The 15794-nt window shown below is 67.7% G+C and carries 12 protein-coding genes and 2 riboswitches; of the genes, 5 read left to right on the top strand and 7 right to left on the bottom strand.

The features are described 5' to 3' along the window. Nucleotides 1-46 precede the first annotated feature (46 nt). From gcvP to EV671_RS05730, 6 genes are all read right to left on the bottom strand, one after another. The gene (gcvP, locus tag EV671_RS05705) at nt 47-2935 is read right to left on the bottom strand and encodes an aminomethyl-transferring glycine dehydrogenase (RefSeq protein WP_132570324.1); all 2889 of its coding nucleotides are present in this window, start codon (nt 2933-2935) and stop codon (nt 47-49) included. Between the two features lie 21 nt (nt 2936-2956). Beyond that, a complete protein-coding gene (gcvH, locus tag EV671_RS05710) occupies nt 2957-3331 on the bottom strand; it encodes a glycine cleavage system protein GcvH (protein WP_132570325.1) in 375 nt (124 codons plus the stop codon). Between the two features lie 19 nt (nt 3332-3350). Further along, entirely contained in the window at nt 3351-4463 is a 1113-nt protein-coding gene (gene gcvT / locus EV671_RS05715; RefSeq protein WP_132570326.1) for a glycine cleavage system aminomethyltransferase GcvT, read from the bottom strand. 25 nt (nt 4464-4488) lie between these two features. Next, nucleotides 4489-4602, bottom strand: a riboswitch (glycine riboswitch). Nucleotides 4603-4622: 20 nt separating this feature from the next. Next, a riboswitch (glycine riboswitch) is annotated at nt 4623-4720 on the bottom strand. A gap of 24 nt (nt 4721-4744) precedes the next feature. Beyond that, nucleotides 4745-7984, bottom strand: coding sequence for an amidohydrolase family protein (locus tag EV671_RS05720; protein WP_132570327.1), 3240 nt, complete (start codon nt 7982-7984; stop codon nt 4745-4747). A gap of 95 nt (nt 7985-8079) precedes the next feature. Beyond that, nucleotides 8080-9000: an aspartyl/asparaginyl beta-hydroxylase domain-containing protein gene (locus tag EV671_RS05725; RefSeq protein WP_243655593.1), complete on the bottom strand. Its 921-nt coding sequence runs from the start codon at nt 8998-9000 to the stop codon at nt 8080-8082. Nucleotides 9001-9014: 14 nt separating this feature from the next. Then, the gene (locus EV671_RS05730) at nt 9015-9887 is read right to left on the bottom strand and encodes an LpxL/LpxP family acyltransferase (RefSeq protein WP_132570328.1); all 873 of its coding nucleotides are present in this window, start codon (nt 9885-9887) and stop codon (nt 9015-9017) included. Between the two features lie 431 nt (nt 9888-10318). On the opposite strand from EV671_RS05730, the gene EV671_RS05735 reads away from it, so the two are divergent. From EV671_RS05735 to EV671_RS26670, 5 genes are all read left to right on the top strand, one after another. Further along, nucleotides 10319-11350, top strand: a complete 1032-nt coding sequence (locus EV671_RS05735; RefSeq protein ID WP_165917478.1) for an ABC transporter substrate-binding protein — start codon at nt 10319-10321, stop codon at nt 11348-11350. After that, complete coding sequence (locus EV671_RS05740) at nt 11347-12819, top strand: sensor histidine kinase (protein ID WP_132570330.1); 1473 nt, start codon at nt 11347-11349, stop codon at nt 12817-12819. Before EV671_RS05735 ends, EV671_RS05740 begins: the two co-directional genes overlap by 4 nt. Beyond that, complete coding sequence (locus tag EV671_RS05745; protein WP_132570331.1) at nt 12785-13240, top strand: response regulator; 456 nt, start codon at nt 12785-12787, stop codon at nt 13238-13240. Before EV671_RS05740 ends, EV671_RS05745 begins: the two co-directional genes overlap by 35 nt. Further along, nucleotides 13237-14817: a hybrid sensor histidine kinase/response regulator gene (locus EV671_RS05750; protein ID WP_132570332.1), complete on the top strand. Its 1581-nt coding sequence runs from the start codon at nt 13237-13239 to the stop codon at nt 14815-14817. Before EV671_RS05745 ends, EV671_RS05750 begins: the two co-directional genes overlap by 4 nt. 252 nt (nt 14818-15069) lie before the next feature. Further along, nucleotides 15070-15210: a hypothetical protein gene (locus EV671_RS26670; protein ID WP_165917479.1), complete on the top strand. Its 141-nt coding sequence runs from the start codon at nt 15070-15072 to the stop codon at nt 15208-15210. Nucleotides 15211-15405: 195 nt separating this feature from the next. Here the strand turns inward: EV671_RS26670 and EV671_RS05755 are convergent. Next, nucleotides 15406-15794, bottom strand: a 389-nt coding sequence (locus EV671_RS05755; RefSeq protein WP_132570333.1) for an ATP-binding protein, incomplete at its 5' end; no start/stop codon positions are given.

The following is a 15794-nucleotide window of genomic DNA, read 5'->3' on the forward strand; positions in this document are numbered from 1 at the left end:
GCGCCCCATTGAGGGGGCCGGCGAAGCCGGTAGGGGGTGGTCTTGTTTATGCCTCTTCGTACTCGGACAGCGGCACGCAGCTGCAGAACAGGTTGCGGTCGCCGTAGACGTTGTCCACGCGGCCCACCGGCGACCAGTACTTCTGGCGGCGCAGCGAAGGCAGCGGGAAGACGGCAGCCTCGCGGCTGTAGCCGTGGGGCCATTCGGTGGCGCTGACGACCATGGCCGTGTGCGGCGCGTTGACCAGCGGGTTGTCCTCGCGGCTGAGCTTGCCGGACTCGACATCGGCGATCTCGTGGCGGATCTGGATCATCGCGTCGATGAAGCGGTCCAGCTCGGCGCGGCTCTCGCTCTCGGTCGGCTCGACCATCAGCGTGCCGGCCACGGGGAAGCTCAGCGTCGGCGCATGGAAGCCGTAGTCGATCAGGCGCTTGGCGACGTCCTCCGCGGCGACGCCGGAGCTGTCCTTCAGCGGGCGCAGGTCCAGGATGCACTCGTGGGCCACGCCGCCACCCTTCACGCCGGCGATACCGCCGCTGAAGTGGATGTCGTAGTGGTCCGACAGGCGGGCCGCGACATAGTTGGCGTTCAGGATGGCCATCTCGGTGGCCTTCCTGAGGCCCTCGGCGCCCATCAGGCGGACATACATCCACGAGATCGGCAGCACGGCCGCATTGCCCAGCGGCGCGGCGGAGACTGCGCCGATGTTGCTGGCCTTGCCCAGGCCGGCCGTGCGGTGCGCCGGCAGGAAGGGCACGAGGTCTTCCACCACGCAGACCGGGCCGACGCCGGGGCCGCCACCGCCGTGCGGGATGCAGAAGGTCTTGTGCAGGTTCAGGTGGGACACGTCACCGCCGAACTCGCCCGGTGCCGCCACGCCGACCAGCGCGTTCATGTTGGCGCCGTCCACGTAGACGCGGCCGCCATGAGCCTTCACCATCGCGCAGATCTCCTTCACATGGGTGTCGAACACGCCATAGGTGGAAGGGTAGGTGATCATGATCGCGGCGAGCTTGTCGGCGTGCTGCTCGCACTTGGCCTTCAGGTCGACGAGGTCGATGTTGCCTTCCTTGTCGCACTTGGTCACGACGACCTGCATGCCCACCATGCCGGCCGAGGCCGGGTTGGTGCCGTGGGCGCTTTCGGGGATCAGGCAGATCTTGCGATGCGCGTCGCCACGCGACTCGTGCCAGGCCTTGATGGCCAGCAGGCCGGCGTACTCGCCCTGCGAGCCGGCGTTGGGCTGCAGGCTGATGCCGGCGTAGCCGGTGGCCTGGCACAGCCACTGCTGCAGCAGCGCGTCCAGCTCGGCATAGCCGGCCAGTTGGTCCTGCGGCGCGAAGGGGTGCACGCCCGCGAACTCCGGCCAGGTGATGGGGATCATCTCGGCCGTGGCGTTGAGCTTCATCGTGCAGGAGCCCAGCGGGATCATGCTGCGGTCCAGCGCCAGGTCCTTGTCGGAGAGGCTGCGGATGTAGCGCAGCATCTCGGTCTCGCTGTGGTGGGTGTTGAAGACCGGGTGCGTCAGGAAGGCGCTGCTGCGGCGCAGCTGCGCCGGGATCAGGCTCTCGACGCCGGCGGCGAACTCGGCCACGGTCGGCACGCCCGCGCCTGCGGGGGCCAGCCAGCTCCAGATCGCTTCGATGTCGGCACGCGAGGTCGTCTCGTCCAGCGCGATGCCGACGAGCTTGTCGCTGTGCTTGCGCAGGTTGGCCTGTGCGGCCACCGCCTTGGTAGTGACGGCGGCGGCATCGCACTCCACCAGCAGCGTGTCGAACACATGCGGCGTGACGACCTTGACACCCATGCGCGTCAGGCCAGCATGCAGGATGGCCGTGTAGCTGGCCACGCGTTCGGCGATGCGCTTGATGCCCTGCGGGCCGTGGTAGACGGCGTACATACTGGCCACGACGGCCGGCAGCACCTGGGCCGTGCAGATGTTGGAGGTGGCCTTCTCGCGGCGGATGTGCTGCTCGCGGGTCTGCAGCGCCAGGCGGTAGGCGGGATGGCCCTGGGCGTCCTTGGACACGCCGACGAGACGGCCGGGCATGGAGCGCTTGAACTCGTCCTTGCAGGCCAGGAAGGCGGCGTGCGGGCCGCCGGCGCCCATGGGCATGCCGAAGCGCTGCGTGTTGCCGACGACGATGTCGGCGCCAAATTCGCCGGGCGAGACCAGCAGGGTCAGCGCCAGCAGGTCGGCGCAGACGATGAAGGCAGCCTGCTTGGCATGGGCCTGCTCGGTGAAGGCCTTCAGGTCGTGGATGAGGCCGGTGGTGCTGGGGTACTGGCAGACGACGGCGAAGTAGTCGTTCTCGGCCATCAGCGTGGGCGCCATGCCGACCAGGACTGAGATCCCCAGCGGCGCGCAGCGCGTCTGGATGACCTCGATGGTCTGCGGATGCACGTCGCCGGCGACGATCAGCGTGTTGCTCTTGCTCTTGACCGAGCGCTTGGCCAGCGTGACGGCCTCGGCGGCCGAGGTGGCCTCGTCCAGCATGGAGCCGTTGGCGATGTCCATGCCGGTCAGCTCGGCCACCATGGTCTGGAAGTTCACGAGGGCTTCCATGCGGCCCTGCGAGATCTCGGCCTGGTAGGGCGTGTAGGCCGTGTACCAGGCAGGATTCTCGAGGATGTTGCGCAGGATGACGCCCGGCGTGTGCGTGCCGTAGTAGCCCTGGCCGATGAAGCTCTTGTAGACCTTGTTCTTGGCCGCGATCGCCTTCAGCTCGGCCAGCGCGCCGGCCTCGGTGATGGGCTCGGGCAGCTGCATGCCGGCGGCACGGCGGATGGACGCGGGCACGACCGCGTCGATCAGCGCGCTGCGGCTGGCCACGCCGACGGCGGCGCACATCAGGGATTCATCGACGGCATCCGGCCCGATGTGGCGGGCTTGGAATTCGGATGCGTCTTCGAGGATGGAGAGCGGCGTCGGCATGGCAGGTCTACAGCAGGTGGTTCAGAGGGTCTTGAGCAGGGCGTCGTAGGCGGTGGCGTCCATCAGCGGGTCGAGCTGGGCCGGGTTGCTCAGCTTGACCTTGAAGAACCAGCCAGCCTTCAGCGGGTCGGTGTTGGCCAGGGCGGGGTCGTCGCGCAGGGCCTCGTTGACCTCGGTGATCTCGCCGTCCACGGGCATGTAGACGTCGGCCGCGGCCTTGACGGACTCGACGACGCCGGCGACGTCCTTCTCGGCATAGGCCTTGCCCACTTCGGGCAGGTCCACGAAGACCACGTCACCCAGCGCGTCCTGGGCATGCACGGTGATGCCGACCGTGGCGGTGCCGTCGCCGTGGACTTCGATCCATTCGTGGTCGGGGGTGTACTTGATGCTCATCGTTCTGGCTCCGAGTGGATTAGCCGCGGTAATAGCGGTTGGGGGTGAAAGGGGTGGAAGAGACGACCATGGGCGTGCGCTTGTCGCGCACGACGGCGAAGACCTCGGTGCCAACGGCGGCGTGGGCCGTGTCGAGATAGGCCAGGGCCACGGGCTGGTTGACCGTGGGGCCCAGCGTGCCGCTGGTGACGACGCCGATTTCGGTGCCTTGCAGGGTCACGATCTTGGCGCCCTCGCGCACCGGCATGCGCTCCTTGCCGACCAGGCCGACGCGCTTTCGCGCGACGCCGTTGGCGAGCTGGTCGTCGATGACGGTCGCGCCCGGGTAGCCGCCGGCACGCGCGCCGCCGGCGCGGCGCACCTTCTGGATGGCCCAGGTGATGGAGGCGGCGACCGGCGTGGTCGTCTCGTTGATGTCGTGGCCGTACAGGCACAGGCCGGCTTCCAGGCGCAGCGAGTCGCGCGCCCCCAGGCCGATGGGCTTAACCTCGGCATGGGCCAGCAGCTTGCGGGCCAGGGCCACGGCGTCGTCCTCGTGGACGGAGATCTCGTAGCCGTCCTCGCCGGTGTAGCCGGAACGGGTCAGGAAGGTGTCGATGCCGTCGAGCTTGAAGAAGCCGCCGGTCATGAAGGTCAGCTTGGCGACCTCGGGGTTCAGGCGCGACAGCACCGTCACGGCCTCCGGGCCTTGCAGGGCCAGCAGCGCGCGCTCGGGCACCGGGATGACTTCGCAGCGGCCGGCCAGATGCTTTTGCATGTGGGCGATGTCCTGGTCCTTGCAGCCGGCGTTCACCACCACGAACAGGTCGTCGGGGCGCTTGCAGACCATCAGGTCGTCCAGCAGGCCACCCTGCTCGTTCGTGAAGAGGGCGTAGCGCTGCTTGAACACGCCCAGGTCGACGATGTCGACCGGCACCAGGGTTTCCAGCGCGGCGGCGGCATCGGCGCCGACCAGGCGCACCTGGCCCATGTGCGACACGTCGAACAGGCCGGCGCTGGCCCGCGTGTGCTTGTGCTCGGCCATCACGCCGGTGGGGTATTGCACCGGCATGTCATAGCCGGCGAAGGGCACCATCTTGGCGCCGAGTTCGACGTGGAGGGCGTGGAGGGGCGTTTGCAGCAAAGAGGACATCGAGGGCTCCGATGGGTCGGGTTTGGATGTCCTCGCTGTCCGGGGTACCTGAGAGATTGACGAGCGGGTGGCTGTCCCGCGCTCGCTTGCCCCTTCGGTGGGCGGGCTCAAGGGCCCGCCTCTCTCCAGTGAGGAACGCCGGCAGTGTCTGCCACTGCGGGCGTTTTGTCAGTCCTTCTGCCTGAGCGTTCGAGTGACGAGACCCTGCGCCTTCGGCGGCCCCCAACTGCACCGGGGCGCTCTCCTGACGGGCGGCATTCTAGCCACCCTCGAGGGTGGGCTCAGTCGTCCCCGTGCGCGTTCTCCAGTTCGACCGGCATGCTGCGGCCGTCGGCACCCTCGAAGAACAGCGGTTTGCGGGCCTTGGGCGAGGGGGCGAGCTGGTTCATCGTTGCGGCATCGAAGAGGCGGCCGTTCTGCATCACCTGCACGATGCGGTCGCTCTGGCGGATGTCGGCGAGCGGGTTGCCGTCGATGACGACGAGGTCGGCCAGCTTGCCGGGCTCCAGCGAGCCGAGATCCTTGTCGAAGCCGAAATTGCGTGCCGGGTTGATGGTGGCGGTGCGCAGGGCCTCCATCGGCGTCATGCCGCCGAGCACGAACATCCACATCTCCCAGTGCGTGCCCAGGCCCTCGCGCTGGCCGTGGGCGCCGATCATCGTGTTGACGCCGGCGCGCGACAGCTGGGTCGCGGTGCGGGCCACGCGCAGGATGTTGTAGTCCTCCTCGGGCGCGGTCTCGCGGCGCACCGAGCGCGGCTCCAGCACGCTGCGCGGCACGTAGCGGCTCAGCAGCGGGTGCTTCCAGACGTCGGTGTGGGCATACCAGTAGTGCTCGCCGTCCAGGCCGCCGTAGCCGACGTTGAGCGTCGGCGTGTAGCCGGTGGCCTGCTGGCTCCAGAGCTGCTTGACGTCGTCCCAGACCTCGGCGATGGGCAGCGCATGTTCGACGGTGGTGTGCCCGTCGACCACCATGCTCATGTTCATCTGGAACAAGGCGCCGCCCTCGGGCACGACCATCATGCCGGTCTGGCGTGCCGCCTCCAGCACCTGCTGGCGCTGGTCGCGACGCGGCTGCTGGTAGCTCTTCACGCTGATGGCGCCCTCGGCCTTCTGGCGGTGCAGATGGGTCAGCGCATCGTCGAGGCTGTTGACGACGGCGGTGAAGGGCGTGCGGGCGCCGTAGAGGATGGTGCCGGTCGAGTAGATGCGCGGGCCGAGCACGAGGCCGGCGCGCTGCATTTCGCTCTGCGTGAAGACGGCGGCGTTGACGTTCGACGGGTCGTGCAGCGTCGTCACGCCGAGGGCCAGCGATGCGAGGTTGACCCAGCTCTGCTGCGGAATCAGGCCCGAATCGCTCATCGAGCCATGCCAGTGCGCGTCGATGAAGCCGGGCACGATGGTCTTGCCGGCGGCGTCGATGCGCCTGGCATCGGCCGGCACGGCCACATCCTTGCCGACGGCGACGATGCGGTTGCCGTCGACGACGATGGTGCCGCCCTCGATGACTTCGTCACCCTTCATCGTGACGATGCGCGCGCCGGTCAGCGCGAGCTTGCCGCTGGGCTTGTCGCTGGCCTGCTCGAAGCCGATCTTCTGGCTGCTGGCCTTGGCCTTGCCCGCGGCGCTGGCCGTGAACAGCTCGTCGCCCAGCGTGAAGTGCAGCTGGCGGCTGTCGCCGCTCCAGTGCAGCGTGCTGCCCGCGTCGGCGTCGAGCTGGCGCACCGGCAGCGCGTCCATCTTGGCGCCCACGGTGATGGCCTTGCCGGACTGGCCCTGCACATTGGGCAGCGGCGTCACATAGGCGTGGGAGCGCTCGACGAAGCCCAGCCATTGGCCGTCCGGCGAGACGCTGTACTCGCTGGCGAAATCGCTGCGCGCGACTTCGGTCTCGCCGTGGTCGTGCAGGTTCAGGCGCATCAGCGAGAAGCGTTGGTCGACCTCGCTGGGGCTGCTGGTCTTCGTGAAGAAGAGCTCGTCGCTGCGCGCGCCGAACTGCGCGCCGCTGCCGTCCTTGCTGATGCGCTCGGGCTTGCCAGAACCGTCGGCCGCGACGAGGTAGAGGCCGGTGTCCAGGCTATGCCAGGGGCTGGTCAGGCCGCCGCCCCTGATCTTGCGGTAGACGAGCTGGCGGCCGTCCGGCGATAGGCGCGGCTCGACGTATTTGCCGGGCTCCTTGACGAGGACGGCCTCCTTGCCGGAGGCGATGTCGAGGCGGCGGATCGTGCCCTGGCTGTCGTCGCGCCAGGTCGCGTAGACGAGGCTCTTGCCGTCGCGCGCCCAGCTCGGTGCGAACTCGAAGGCTTCGGCCTGCTTGGTCAGCCGGTGCGGTGTGCCGTCGGGCAAGTCCTTGAGGTACAGCGAGCCCAGCGCCGAGTAGACGACGCGGCGACCGTCCGGAGACATCTGGGCGCCGCGCAGCTGGTGCACGGCGAACTTGTCCGGCGCCACCGTCTGCGCGAAGCGCATCGGCTCGCGCAGCTCGCGGGTGTCCTTCACGTGGAAGGGGATCTCGGCCGCCGTGCCCTTGAAGGGGTCGACGCGCCAGATCTTGCCCTCGGCCCAGACAACCAGCTCCTGGCTGCCCGGCAGCCACGCGAAGCTGGGGTAGACGCCCCACATCGCCCAGATCTCCTGCAGGTCGCGCGACAGGCCGCTCCAGGCCGGGCGCTCGACGCCGGTGGCAAGGTCCTTCAGGAACAGCGTGCTCTGGTTGCGCACGCGGCGCACGAAGGCCAGGTATTTGCCATCGGGCGAGGGCGTGGGCCGCACCGCGCCGCCGGGGCCCTGCACGAAGGGCTCCACGGAGCCGTCGGCCAGGTCCTGGCGGAAGATGGTGTAGATACCGCCCGTGCCGTCCTTGTTGTATTCAAAGAACCGGCCGGGCGTCGTGTCCTGGCTGTAGTAGAGGTATTTGCCATCGGCCGAGATGGCCGGCTCGCCCAGGTCCTTCTGCCAGTTGGGCTTCTCGTTGAGCTGCACGCCCTTGTTCTTGGCTGCGTCGGCGTCCACTGCGTAGAGCCAGATCTCGCCCGAGCCCGCGCTGCGCGTACCGGTGTAGTGCTTGCGCGCCAGCAGGAAGCGGCCGTTCGGATGCCAGACCGGGTTGTTCAGCAGCCGGAAGTCCTCCTGCGTGACCGCGCGCGGCTGGCTGCCGTCGGCGTTCATGACCCAGAGGTTGTCGCCGCCGCCGGCATCACTGAGGAAGGCGATCTGCTTGCCGTCCGGCGAGAAGCGCGCCTGCTGCTCCCAGGCGATGGAATGGGTGAGGGCCTTGGCCTCGCCACCGCCAATGGGCAGCGTGTAGAGGTCGCCGAGCAGGTCGAAGATGAGGGTCTTGCCGTCGGGGCTGACGTCCACGCTCATCCAGGTGCCGGTCTTCACGTCGATGCTGGCCGTCCTGGCGACGCCGGGCGGTGCGTTGACGTTCCAGGGAGCGGGCTTGGCCGGCACGGCCTCCTGGGCCTGGGCGGACAGGGCGGCGGCAAGCAGCAGCGCGGGCAGGGTCTTCAGACGGTGCATGGGGAGGGGAGAGAATGCTCTGAACCCTCCAGCCTAGCGAGGCCGCCGCGGCGGGCCGTTCGTCATTCAGGGTTGCCCCGGAGGCGGGGCCGGCCCTAGCCGAAGATCCACCAGACGAACAGGCCGCCGAAGATCAGCCATTGCAGCCCGTAGTAGGCGAAGCGGCTCCTGGCCTTGATGCGCTTGCCGAACAGGCGCACCTGCTGCACATAGGCGAAGAGCTTGTTGATGCCGCCGGTCTTGTCGGTGTCGGAGTTGGGCGCCGCAGCGGCACGGATCAGCGTGTGGCTGATGAAATGGTTGAACCAGCGGGCAAGCGGGTTGTTCAGCGGCCGCTCGACGTCGCAGAACAGGATGATGCGCATCTGGTCCGACTGGTTCTCGGCGTAGTGCAGATAGGTCTCATCGAAGATGACGCCCTGACCGTCACGCCAGCTGTAGCGCTCGCCGTCCACCGAGATGTAGCAGCGGTCGTCATTGGGCGTGACGAGGCCGAGGTGGTAGCGCACCGAGCCGGCGAAGGGGTCGCGATGCGTCACCAGCCGCCCGCCCGGCGGCAGGGCCGCGAACATCGCCGCCTTCACGCTTGGGATACGCTGCAGCAGCTCGGTCGTCACCGGGCAGAGCTCGCGCGCCGACGGGTGGGCGTCGCCGTACCACTTCAGGTGAAAGCGCGTCCAGCCGGTCTTGAAGAAGCTGTTGAAGCCGGCGTCGTTGTACTTGTCGCTCTTCTTGATCTCGCCGGCCTCGGCCAGCAGATGAGCCTCGGCACGGATGTCCTGCCAGTGGTCCTGCAGCAGCTTCAGCTCCGGGAAACCCGCCACCGGCAGATAGGGCTTGGCCGGCAGCCGCGAGAACATGTACATCAGGCAGTTGATGGGCGCCATGAAGGTCGAGTGGTCCATCAGCTGCCGGAAGAAGCGCAGGCGCACCCGGCCGCGGAAATGCACATAGACCGTGCTCGCGACGAAGATCGCGACGATGCTGAGCTTGATGTAGGGAATGTCGTGAGGCATGGCGGTGGGCTGGCTCAGCCGCGGGCATAGAGGTCGGCCTCGCCGGGCGGGCGCGACTTGAAGCGCTTGTGCAGCCAGAAATATTGGTGCAATTGTCGGCGCACCTGGGCTTCGATGACGGCGTTCATCCGCGCCGCATCGGCCGCCGCGTCTGCGCTCGGGAAATCGGCCAGCGCCGGCTCGATGACCAGGGTGTACCCGTCGCGCTCGCGGCGCGGGTAGCAGGGCAGCACGGCGGCATGGGCCGCAGCCGCCATGCGCGACAGACCGGTGATGGTGGCCGTGTTCACGCCGAAGAAGGGCACGAAGACCGAGTCCCGGGCGCCGAAGTCCTGGTCGGGCAGGTAGTAGAGGCGGTAGCCGTCGCGCAGCGCGCGGATGACGGCCCGCGTGCCCTGCTGGCGCGAAAAGATGATGCCGGTGCCCAGGCGCAGCCGCCGCGTGCGGAAGAACTCGTCCAGCCAAGCGTTCTTCTGGCGCGAGTAGATGCTGACGACCGGCGTCTCCATCGAGATGCGCAGGCCGGCCAGATCCAGGCCGGTGAAGTGCGGCATCATCAGCACGACGGGCCGCCCGTCCAGCGCCTTCAGATGCTCCAGGCCTTCGATGCGCATCAATCGGCGCAATCGCTCGGGCGATGCGAACCAGCAGTAGCCGTACTCCAGCAGCATCTGCACCATGGCAACGAAGTTGCGCCGCAGCAGCCGGCGGCGCTCCGCAGCTGGCCAGTCGGGCAGGCAGAGCTCCAGGTTGCGCGCGCCGATGCGCCGCCGCGAGGACGGCAGGCCGGCGATCAGGTGGCCAACCAGCCAGCCCAGCAGCGCGATCGCGCGAAAAGGCAACCAGCTCAGCAGCCAGACCAGGCCGACCAGCAGCTTGAATCCCACGCGCGGCCCCTCAGGCGATTGAATTGGCAGGACGTTCGCCGGGAGCGTCCACAGAGGGGGGGGCGGAAGAATCCAGCATTTTTGCGTCGTGGCGATGCGACATGGGTGTTGTTACTGGCTGAGGCGGGACACAGATGACTTGACCTGCAGGGTAGGGAAAACCCGCCCGGCACAAACTCTTCATGTTCGCATAGCCCGGCGGGCGCCCGATCCGAGCCCGGCAACGGGTGGCTGCCGCTGCAGGCAGGTGCCGTCGCATGAAATGCCGCTGCAATTGGTGGTTAGGCAGCAACGCCGGCGCAGACAAAGCGTCGGTCTTGCAACACAAAGGCCACGCCCGTACGCTACGCTCGACCGGAGGGTTTCAGCTCCTGCCCAACCCGATGCCTGAGCAGAATCCGGCTGGGCCCAATTGGTCGATGGAGGCTCTAGTGAGCGCTAAGCGTCTTGCCGGCTCGGGCCAGAACCGCCGCGGCCTGATGATCGGCCTGGCTGCCGTTGCCGCGCTGGCGTCAGCCTATGCGTTGAGCCGCCACCAGAAATCCCCTGCATTGGCGGTCGAGCGCCTGTCGATTGCGCTCCCGCTGGTGCCGCACGCCGGGTTGGTGCATATCGCGGCGTCCAAGGGCTTTTTTGCCGATCGCGGCCTGGCGGTGACCCTGCTTCCGCAAAGCCATGGCAAGGCTGCGTTGGCCGAACTGCTGCGCGGCGGCGCGGATCTGGCCGCCTCGGCCGACGTGCCGGTCGTCATCGAGGTGCTGAACGGCGCACCGCTGAGCATCGCCGCCACGATGGCCAGCGCGTCCAATGAACTGGCCGTGCTGGCCCGGCGCGATCGCGGCATCAACGCCGCGGCCGACCTGCGCGGCCACCGCGTCGGCGTCACCCTCGGCACCAGCGGAGAATTCTTCCTGTGGGCCTTCCTGGTGCGCCATCGCCTGGCGCCGGAGTCGCTGACCCTGGTGGACCTGCCGCCCGGCCGCCTGAACGCGGCGCTGCGCGATGGCAGCGTCGACGCCATTGCGGCCTGGCAGCCGGTCAGGCACGAAGCCGAGGCCACGCTGGGCCATGCCATCGCCTCGTTCGGCGCGCCCGATGCCTATGCACAGAACTATGTGCTGGCCGGCCGCCAGGATTTCATGTCTGCGCGCCCCGAGGCCCTGCGCCGCCTCATGCTGGCCCTGCAGGACGCCGAACACTTCGTCCAGCTTGAACCGCAGCAGGCCAAGGCCCTGCTGGCCGAGCGCCTGAAGCTCGACGCCGAAGCCCTGGAACCCGCCTGGCGGACGCTGTCGCTCGAGCTGGAGCAGCAGCAATCCCTGCTGGTCACGCTCGAGGACGTGGCGGTCTGGGCGATGGCCCGTGGCTATGCGCCCGCGCAGCCCATGCCCAACTTCCTGCCGCATCTCTATCTCGATGCACTGGCGGCGGTGCGGCCCGAACGGGTGACGGTGGTGAGATGAAGATCAGCAGCAAAGCCCGGATCGGCGCCGCGCTGATGTTCGGCGCGATGGTGCTGATCGCGGTCAGCATCGGCTGGGCCAACAACCAGGTGCGGGCAGCGGTCGAGCAGCGCCGCTACAGCGCCGAGATCGCCGGTGCGCTCAACGACATGCGCATGGTGACCTTCGAATACATGCTCAACCGGCGGGAGCGCGCCCGCCTGCAGGAGCAGGCCGTCTGGCAACGTCTTGAACGCCTGCTCCGCGAGTCGCCCCCCCATCTGAACGCCGCTTCCGCGGAGACGGTGGCCGACCTGCGCACCCAGAGCGAGGCCAGCCATCGCCTGTTCGGCGAGGTCGGGCCGGAGCCCGGCGCCGGCGTGGTCGACGAGATCCGGCATCGCTTCGAGATCCAGCTGTCCAGCCGGCTGCTGATCCTGCAGCAGCAGAGCCTCGTCGTCGCAGCGCAGCTGATCGAGGATGCCGGCGTGCGCATCGACGCGGCCCAGCGGCGCGTCGTCCTGTTGACGGCCGCGGGCCTGCTGCTGATGGCAGCGATCACCGCCGCCGCCGTCTGGATTTCCCGGCGCGACGTGCTGCACCCGATTGCGCGGCTGGAGCAGGCCACCCGCGAGGTGGCGGCCGGCAATCTGTCCTTCAAGCTCGATGTGGAGAGCACCGACGAGCTGGGCGAGATGGCGCGGCATTTCGACGAAATGACGCGCACGCTGCACGACTCCTTCGGCAAGCTCGAACTCAGCAACCGGGAACTGGCCTCGCTGAACAAGGAGCTGGAGTCGTTCAGCTACTCGGTCTCGCACGACCTGCGTAGCCCCCTGCGCAGCATGGACGGCTTCTCGCTGGCGCTGCTGGAGGACTACGGCGACCGGCTCGACGACGAGGCGCGCGACCATCTGCATCGCATCCGTGCCGCCAGCCAGCGCATGGGCCGGCTGATCGACGAACTACTGGGCCTGGCGCGGGTGACGCGGGCCGAGTTGCGCATGCAGAAGGTCGACATCGGTGCGATCGCACGCGAGATGGCTGCCGCATTCGACCGGGCACATCCAGAGCGCAGCGTCCGCTGGGAAATCGACGCCAGCATCCCGGTGTGGGGCGACAAGGAGCTGATCCAGATCGCCTTGCAGAACCTGCTCGACAACGCCTGGAAATTCACTGGAAAAACCGCCGATGCGGTCATCCGCGTGGGCTCGCGGCAGGAGGGCGCCGACCGGGTCTGCTTTGTCTCTGACAACGGCGCCGGTTTCGACATGGCCTATGCCGAGCGCCTGTTCGGCGCTTTCCAGCGCCTCCACCACGAGAGCGAATTCCCCGGCACCGGCGTCGGCCTGGCCATCGTGCAGCGTGTCATGCGACGGCATGGCTGGCCGCTGTGGGCCAAGGCCAGCAGTGGCAATGGGGCGAGTTTTTTCTTCCGAATCATGGAGCAAACCGATGAGCGACGAGAGCAAGGTCATCCTGCTGGTTGAAGACAACCCGGACGACGTCGCACTGACGCTGCGTGCGTTCAAGCGCAGCCACCTGATGAACCCGCTGGTCGTCGCCCGCGACGGCGTGGAAGCGCTCGACTTCCTGTTTGCGCGCGGCGCCCATGCCGACCGTGCCGGCGCGCCGCTACCGACGCTGGTGATCCTGGACCTCAAGCTGCCCAAGCTGGACGGGCTCGGCGTGCTCAAGGCGCTGCGCGCCGATCCGCGCACCGCGATGCTGCCGGCGGTAATCCTGACATCTTCGAAAGAGGAGCAGGATGTCGTCGCGGGCTATAAGCTGGGTGCCAACAGTTATGTGCGCAAGCCGGTCGACTTCACCGAGTTCGTCGAGGCGGTCAAGGTGCTCGGGATCTACTGGCTCGCCCTCAATCAGCTTCCACCTTCTACGACTTCATCATGACCTCAAGGCCGATCAAGCTTCTGGCGGTCGAGGACTCCGAGAACGATGTCCGGCTGGCGATGCTCATGCTACGCCGGGCCGGTTTCGCGCCAGATTTCCATCGTGTCCAGGACAGGGCGGCGCTGGAAGCCGCCCTCGTCGAGGGCCCGTGGGACGCGGTGATCTCGGACTTCAGCATGCCCGGGTTCGGCGGCCTGGACGCGCTCGCGACCTTTCGCGCCACCGGCCTGGACATCCCCTTCATCTTCGTCTCCGGCACGATCGGCGAGGAAACGGCGGTGGTCGCGATGAAGGCCGGCGCCAACGACTATGTGATGAAGGACAACATGAGCCGGCTCGCGCCCGTGCTGGAGCGCGAACTGGTGCAGGCCGCCCGCCGGGCCGCGCATCGCGAGGCGGAGATGGAGCTGCGCCGCTACGAGGCCCAGCTCGGCCAGGCCCAGAAGATGGAGTCGCTCGGCACGCTGGCGGGCGGCATCGCGCATGACTTCAACAACATCCTCGGCGCCATTCTGGGCAACGTGAAGCTCGCCCGTGGCGAACTCGTGGCCGGCCATCCGGCATTGGCGATGCTCGGCGAAATCCAGAAGGCCAGCCTGCGCGCCCGGGACCTGGTGCGCCAGATCCTGACCTTCAGCCGCCGCCAGCCCCAGCAGCTGGGCAACATCGCCCTGCGGCCCATCGTCGACGAAACCTATCGCCTGCTGAGGGCGACCTTACCGGCGGGCGTCGATCTCGTCCTGGATCTGTGCGAGGCCCCCCTGTATGTCGATGGGGACGCCACACAGCTGCAGCAGGTCCTGATGAATCTATGCACGAACGCGTGGCATGCCCTGCGTGGCGAAACGGGCCGGATCGTCATCGGCCTGGAGACGGTGCACCTGGACGCGATGGCGGCGCGAGCGCTGTCTGGCCTGGTTGCCGGCCCCTACGCCCACCTCTGGGTGAGCGACACGGGCACGGGCATGGACGCCGCGACACGGGAGCGCATCTTCGAACCCTTCTTCACGACCAAGCCGACGGGGCAGGGCACGGGGCTCGGGCTGTCGGTCGTTCACGGCATCATCGTCGCGCACCATGGCAGCGTTGCCGTCGACAGCGCGCCAGGGCAGGGCAGCACATTCCACCTCTATCTGCCTGCCGTGGCGGCCACACTGCGGGCCCCGGCCGTCGAGCCGACAGCAGAAGCGCCAGCGCCCGGTAACGGCGAGCATGTGATCTATCTCGACGACGATGAAACCGTCATGCTCGTTGTCATGCGGCTGCTCGAACGCGCCGGCTATCGCTGCAGCGGCTTCCTGGATTCGGCCGCCGCGCTCGCGACGGTTCGCGAGGCGCCCGACGCGGTGAACCTGTTCGTTTCGGACTTCAACATGCCGGGCAGATCGGGGCTCGATGTCGCACGCGAGATCGCCTCCATCCAACCCGACCTGCCCGTCGTGATCAGTTCCGGGCTGATCACCGACGAGTTGCGCGAACAGGCGCGTTCGCTGGGCGTGCGCGCGATCCTCGAGAAGGAAGACATCTTTCGGGAACTGGTCGCGCTGGTTGGGCGGGTACTGGCGACTGGCGCCTGATCAGTTGCCCGTCAAAGACAGCCCGTCCAAGGTTAAGAAAAAATCATTTTAAATCAGCGAGTTAAGGCTCGCAATGGGGTTGACTTATTCGCGACAAACACCAACTCGGCCCGCGCGTTGCAACAAACATCGACTGGAGTGTGCAGCTACTGGCCCCGGTAGAAGTGCCGCGTGCCAACGAACGTAGATGCGAGTGGGGCGAGCAGCAGGTTGCAGAAGTGCCATCACGATCCCCGCACGGAAGGTCTGAATATGACGACGAACCAGGAAATGATGCCTGGCTATGAGGCCGACGACTGTCCTCTGACGGCGGCTGACCTGAAGGGCGTAGACAAGCTGACGAAGGCGCAAAGCCCCAGGGGCGCCGTCCTGCGCAAGCAGTCGCTGTTCTGACGTGGCAGCCTGGGAGTCCCCGGCGCCAGGCGAGTTCAGTGGAGGTCTTGCTCTCGCTGATGGCGAACGGCAAGCACGACGACCAACTCAGGCCCGGCGACTTCGTACTCGATCAGGCGCCTCCGAGTGCCCCGATGGCCACCCCAAACTGCTCCACTCGTGGCCACCCAAACTGCTCCGGGCAGGACGCAGGGATTATGTGGGGTCCGAGGTGATGAGCAGGCGGGCTGAGGCCTCCTTGAGCCGGTAGCTCTTGCCCTCGAACTCGAGCATCGCGCAGCGATGCATGAGCCGGTCCAGGATGGTGGTGGCCATGGTGGCGTCGCCGAGGTAGCGGCCCCAGTCCTGGACGATTCTGTTGGACGTAATCACGATGGAGCGGCGCAGCTTGTAGCGCTGGTGGACCAGCATCTGCAGCAGCTCGGCGGCGTGCTCCCCGATACGCCGGGCCAGGAACAGGTCGTCCAGCAGCAGCAGGTCGGCCGCGACCCAGCCCTTGAGAAGCCTGGCGCGCTCGTCGGCGTCGGCCAGGGCGTAGCGGGCCAGAGCGCCATCGGCTTCGACGTAGGCCACGTCATAGCCCT

The sequence above is a fragment of the Roseateles saccharophilus genome (assembly GCF_004342485.1).
Taxonomy (GTDB): domain Bacteria; phylum Pseudomonadota; class Gammaproteobacteria; order Burkholderiales; family Burkholderiaceae_C; genus Pelomonas; species Pelomonas saccharophila.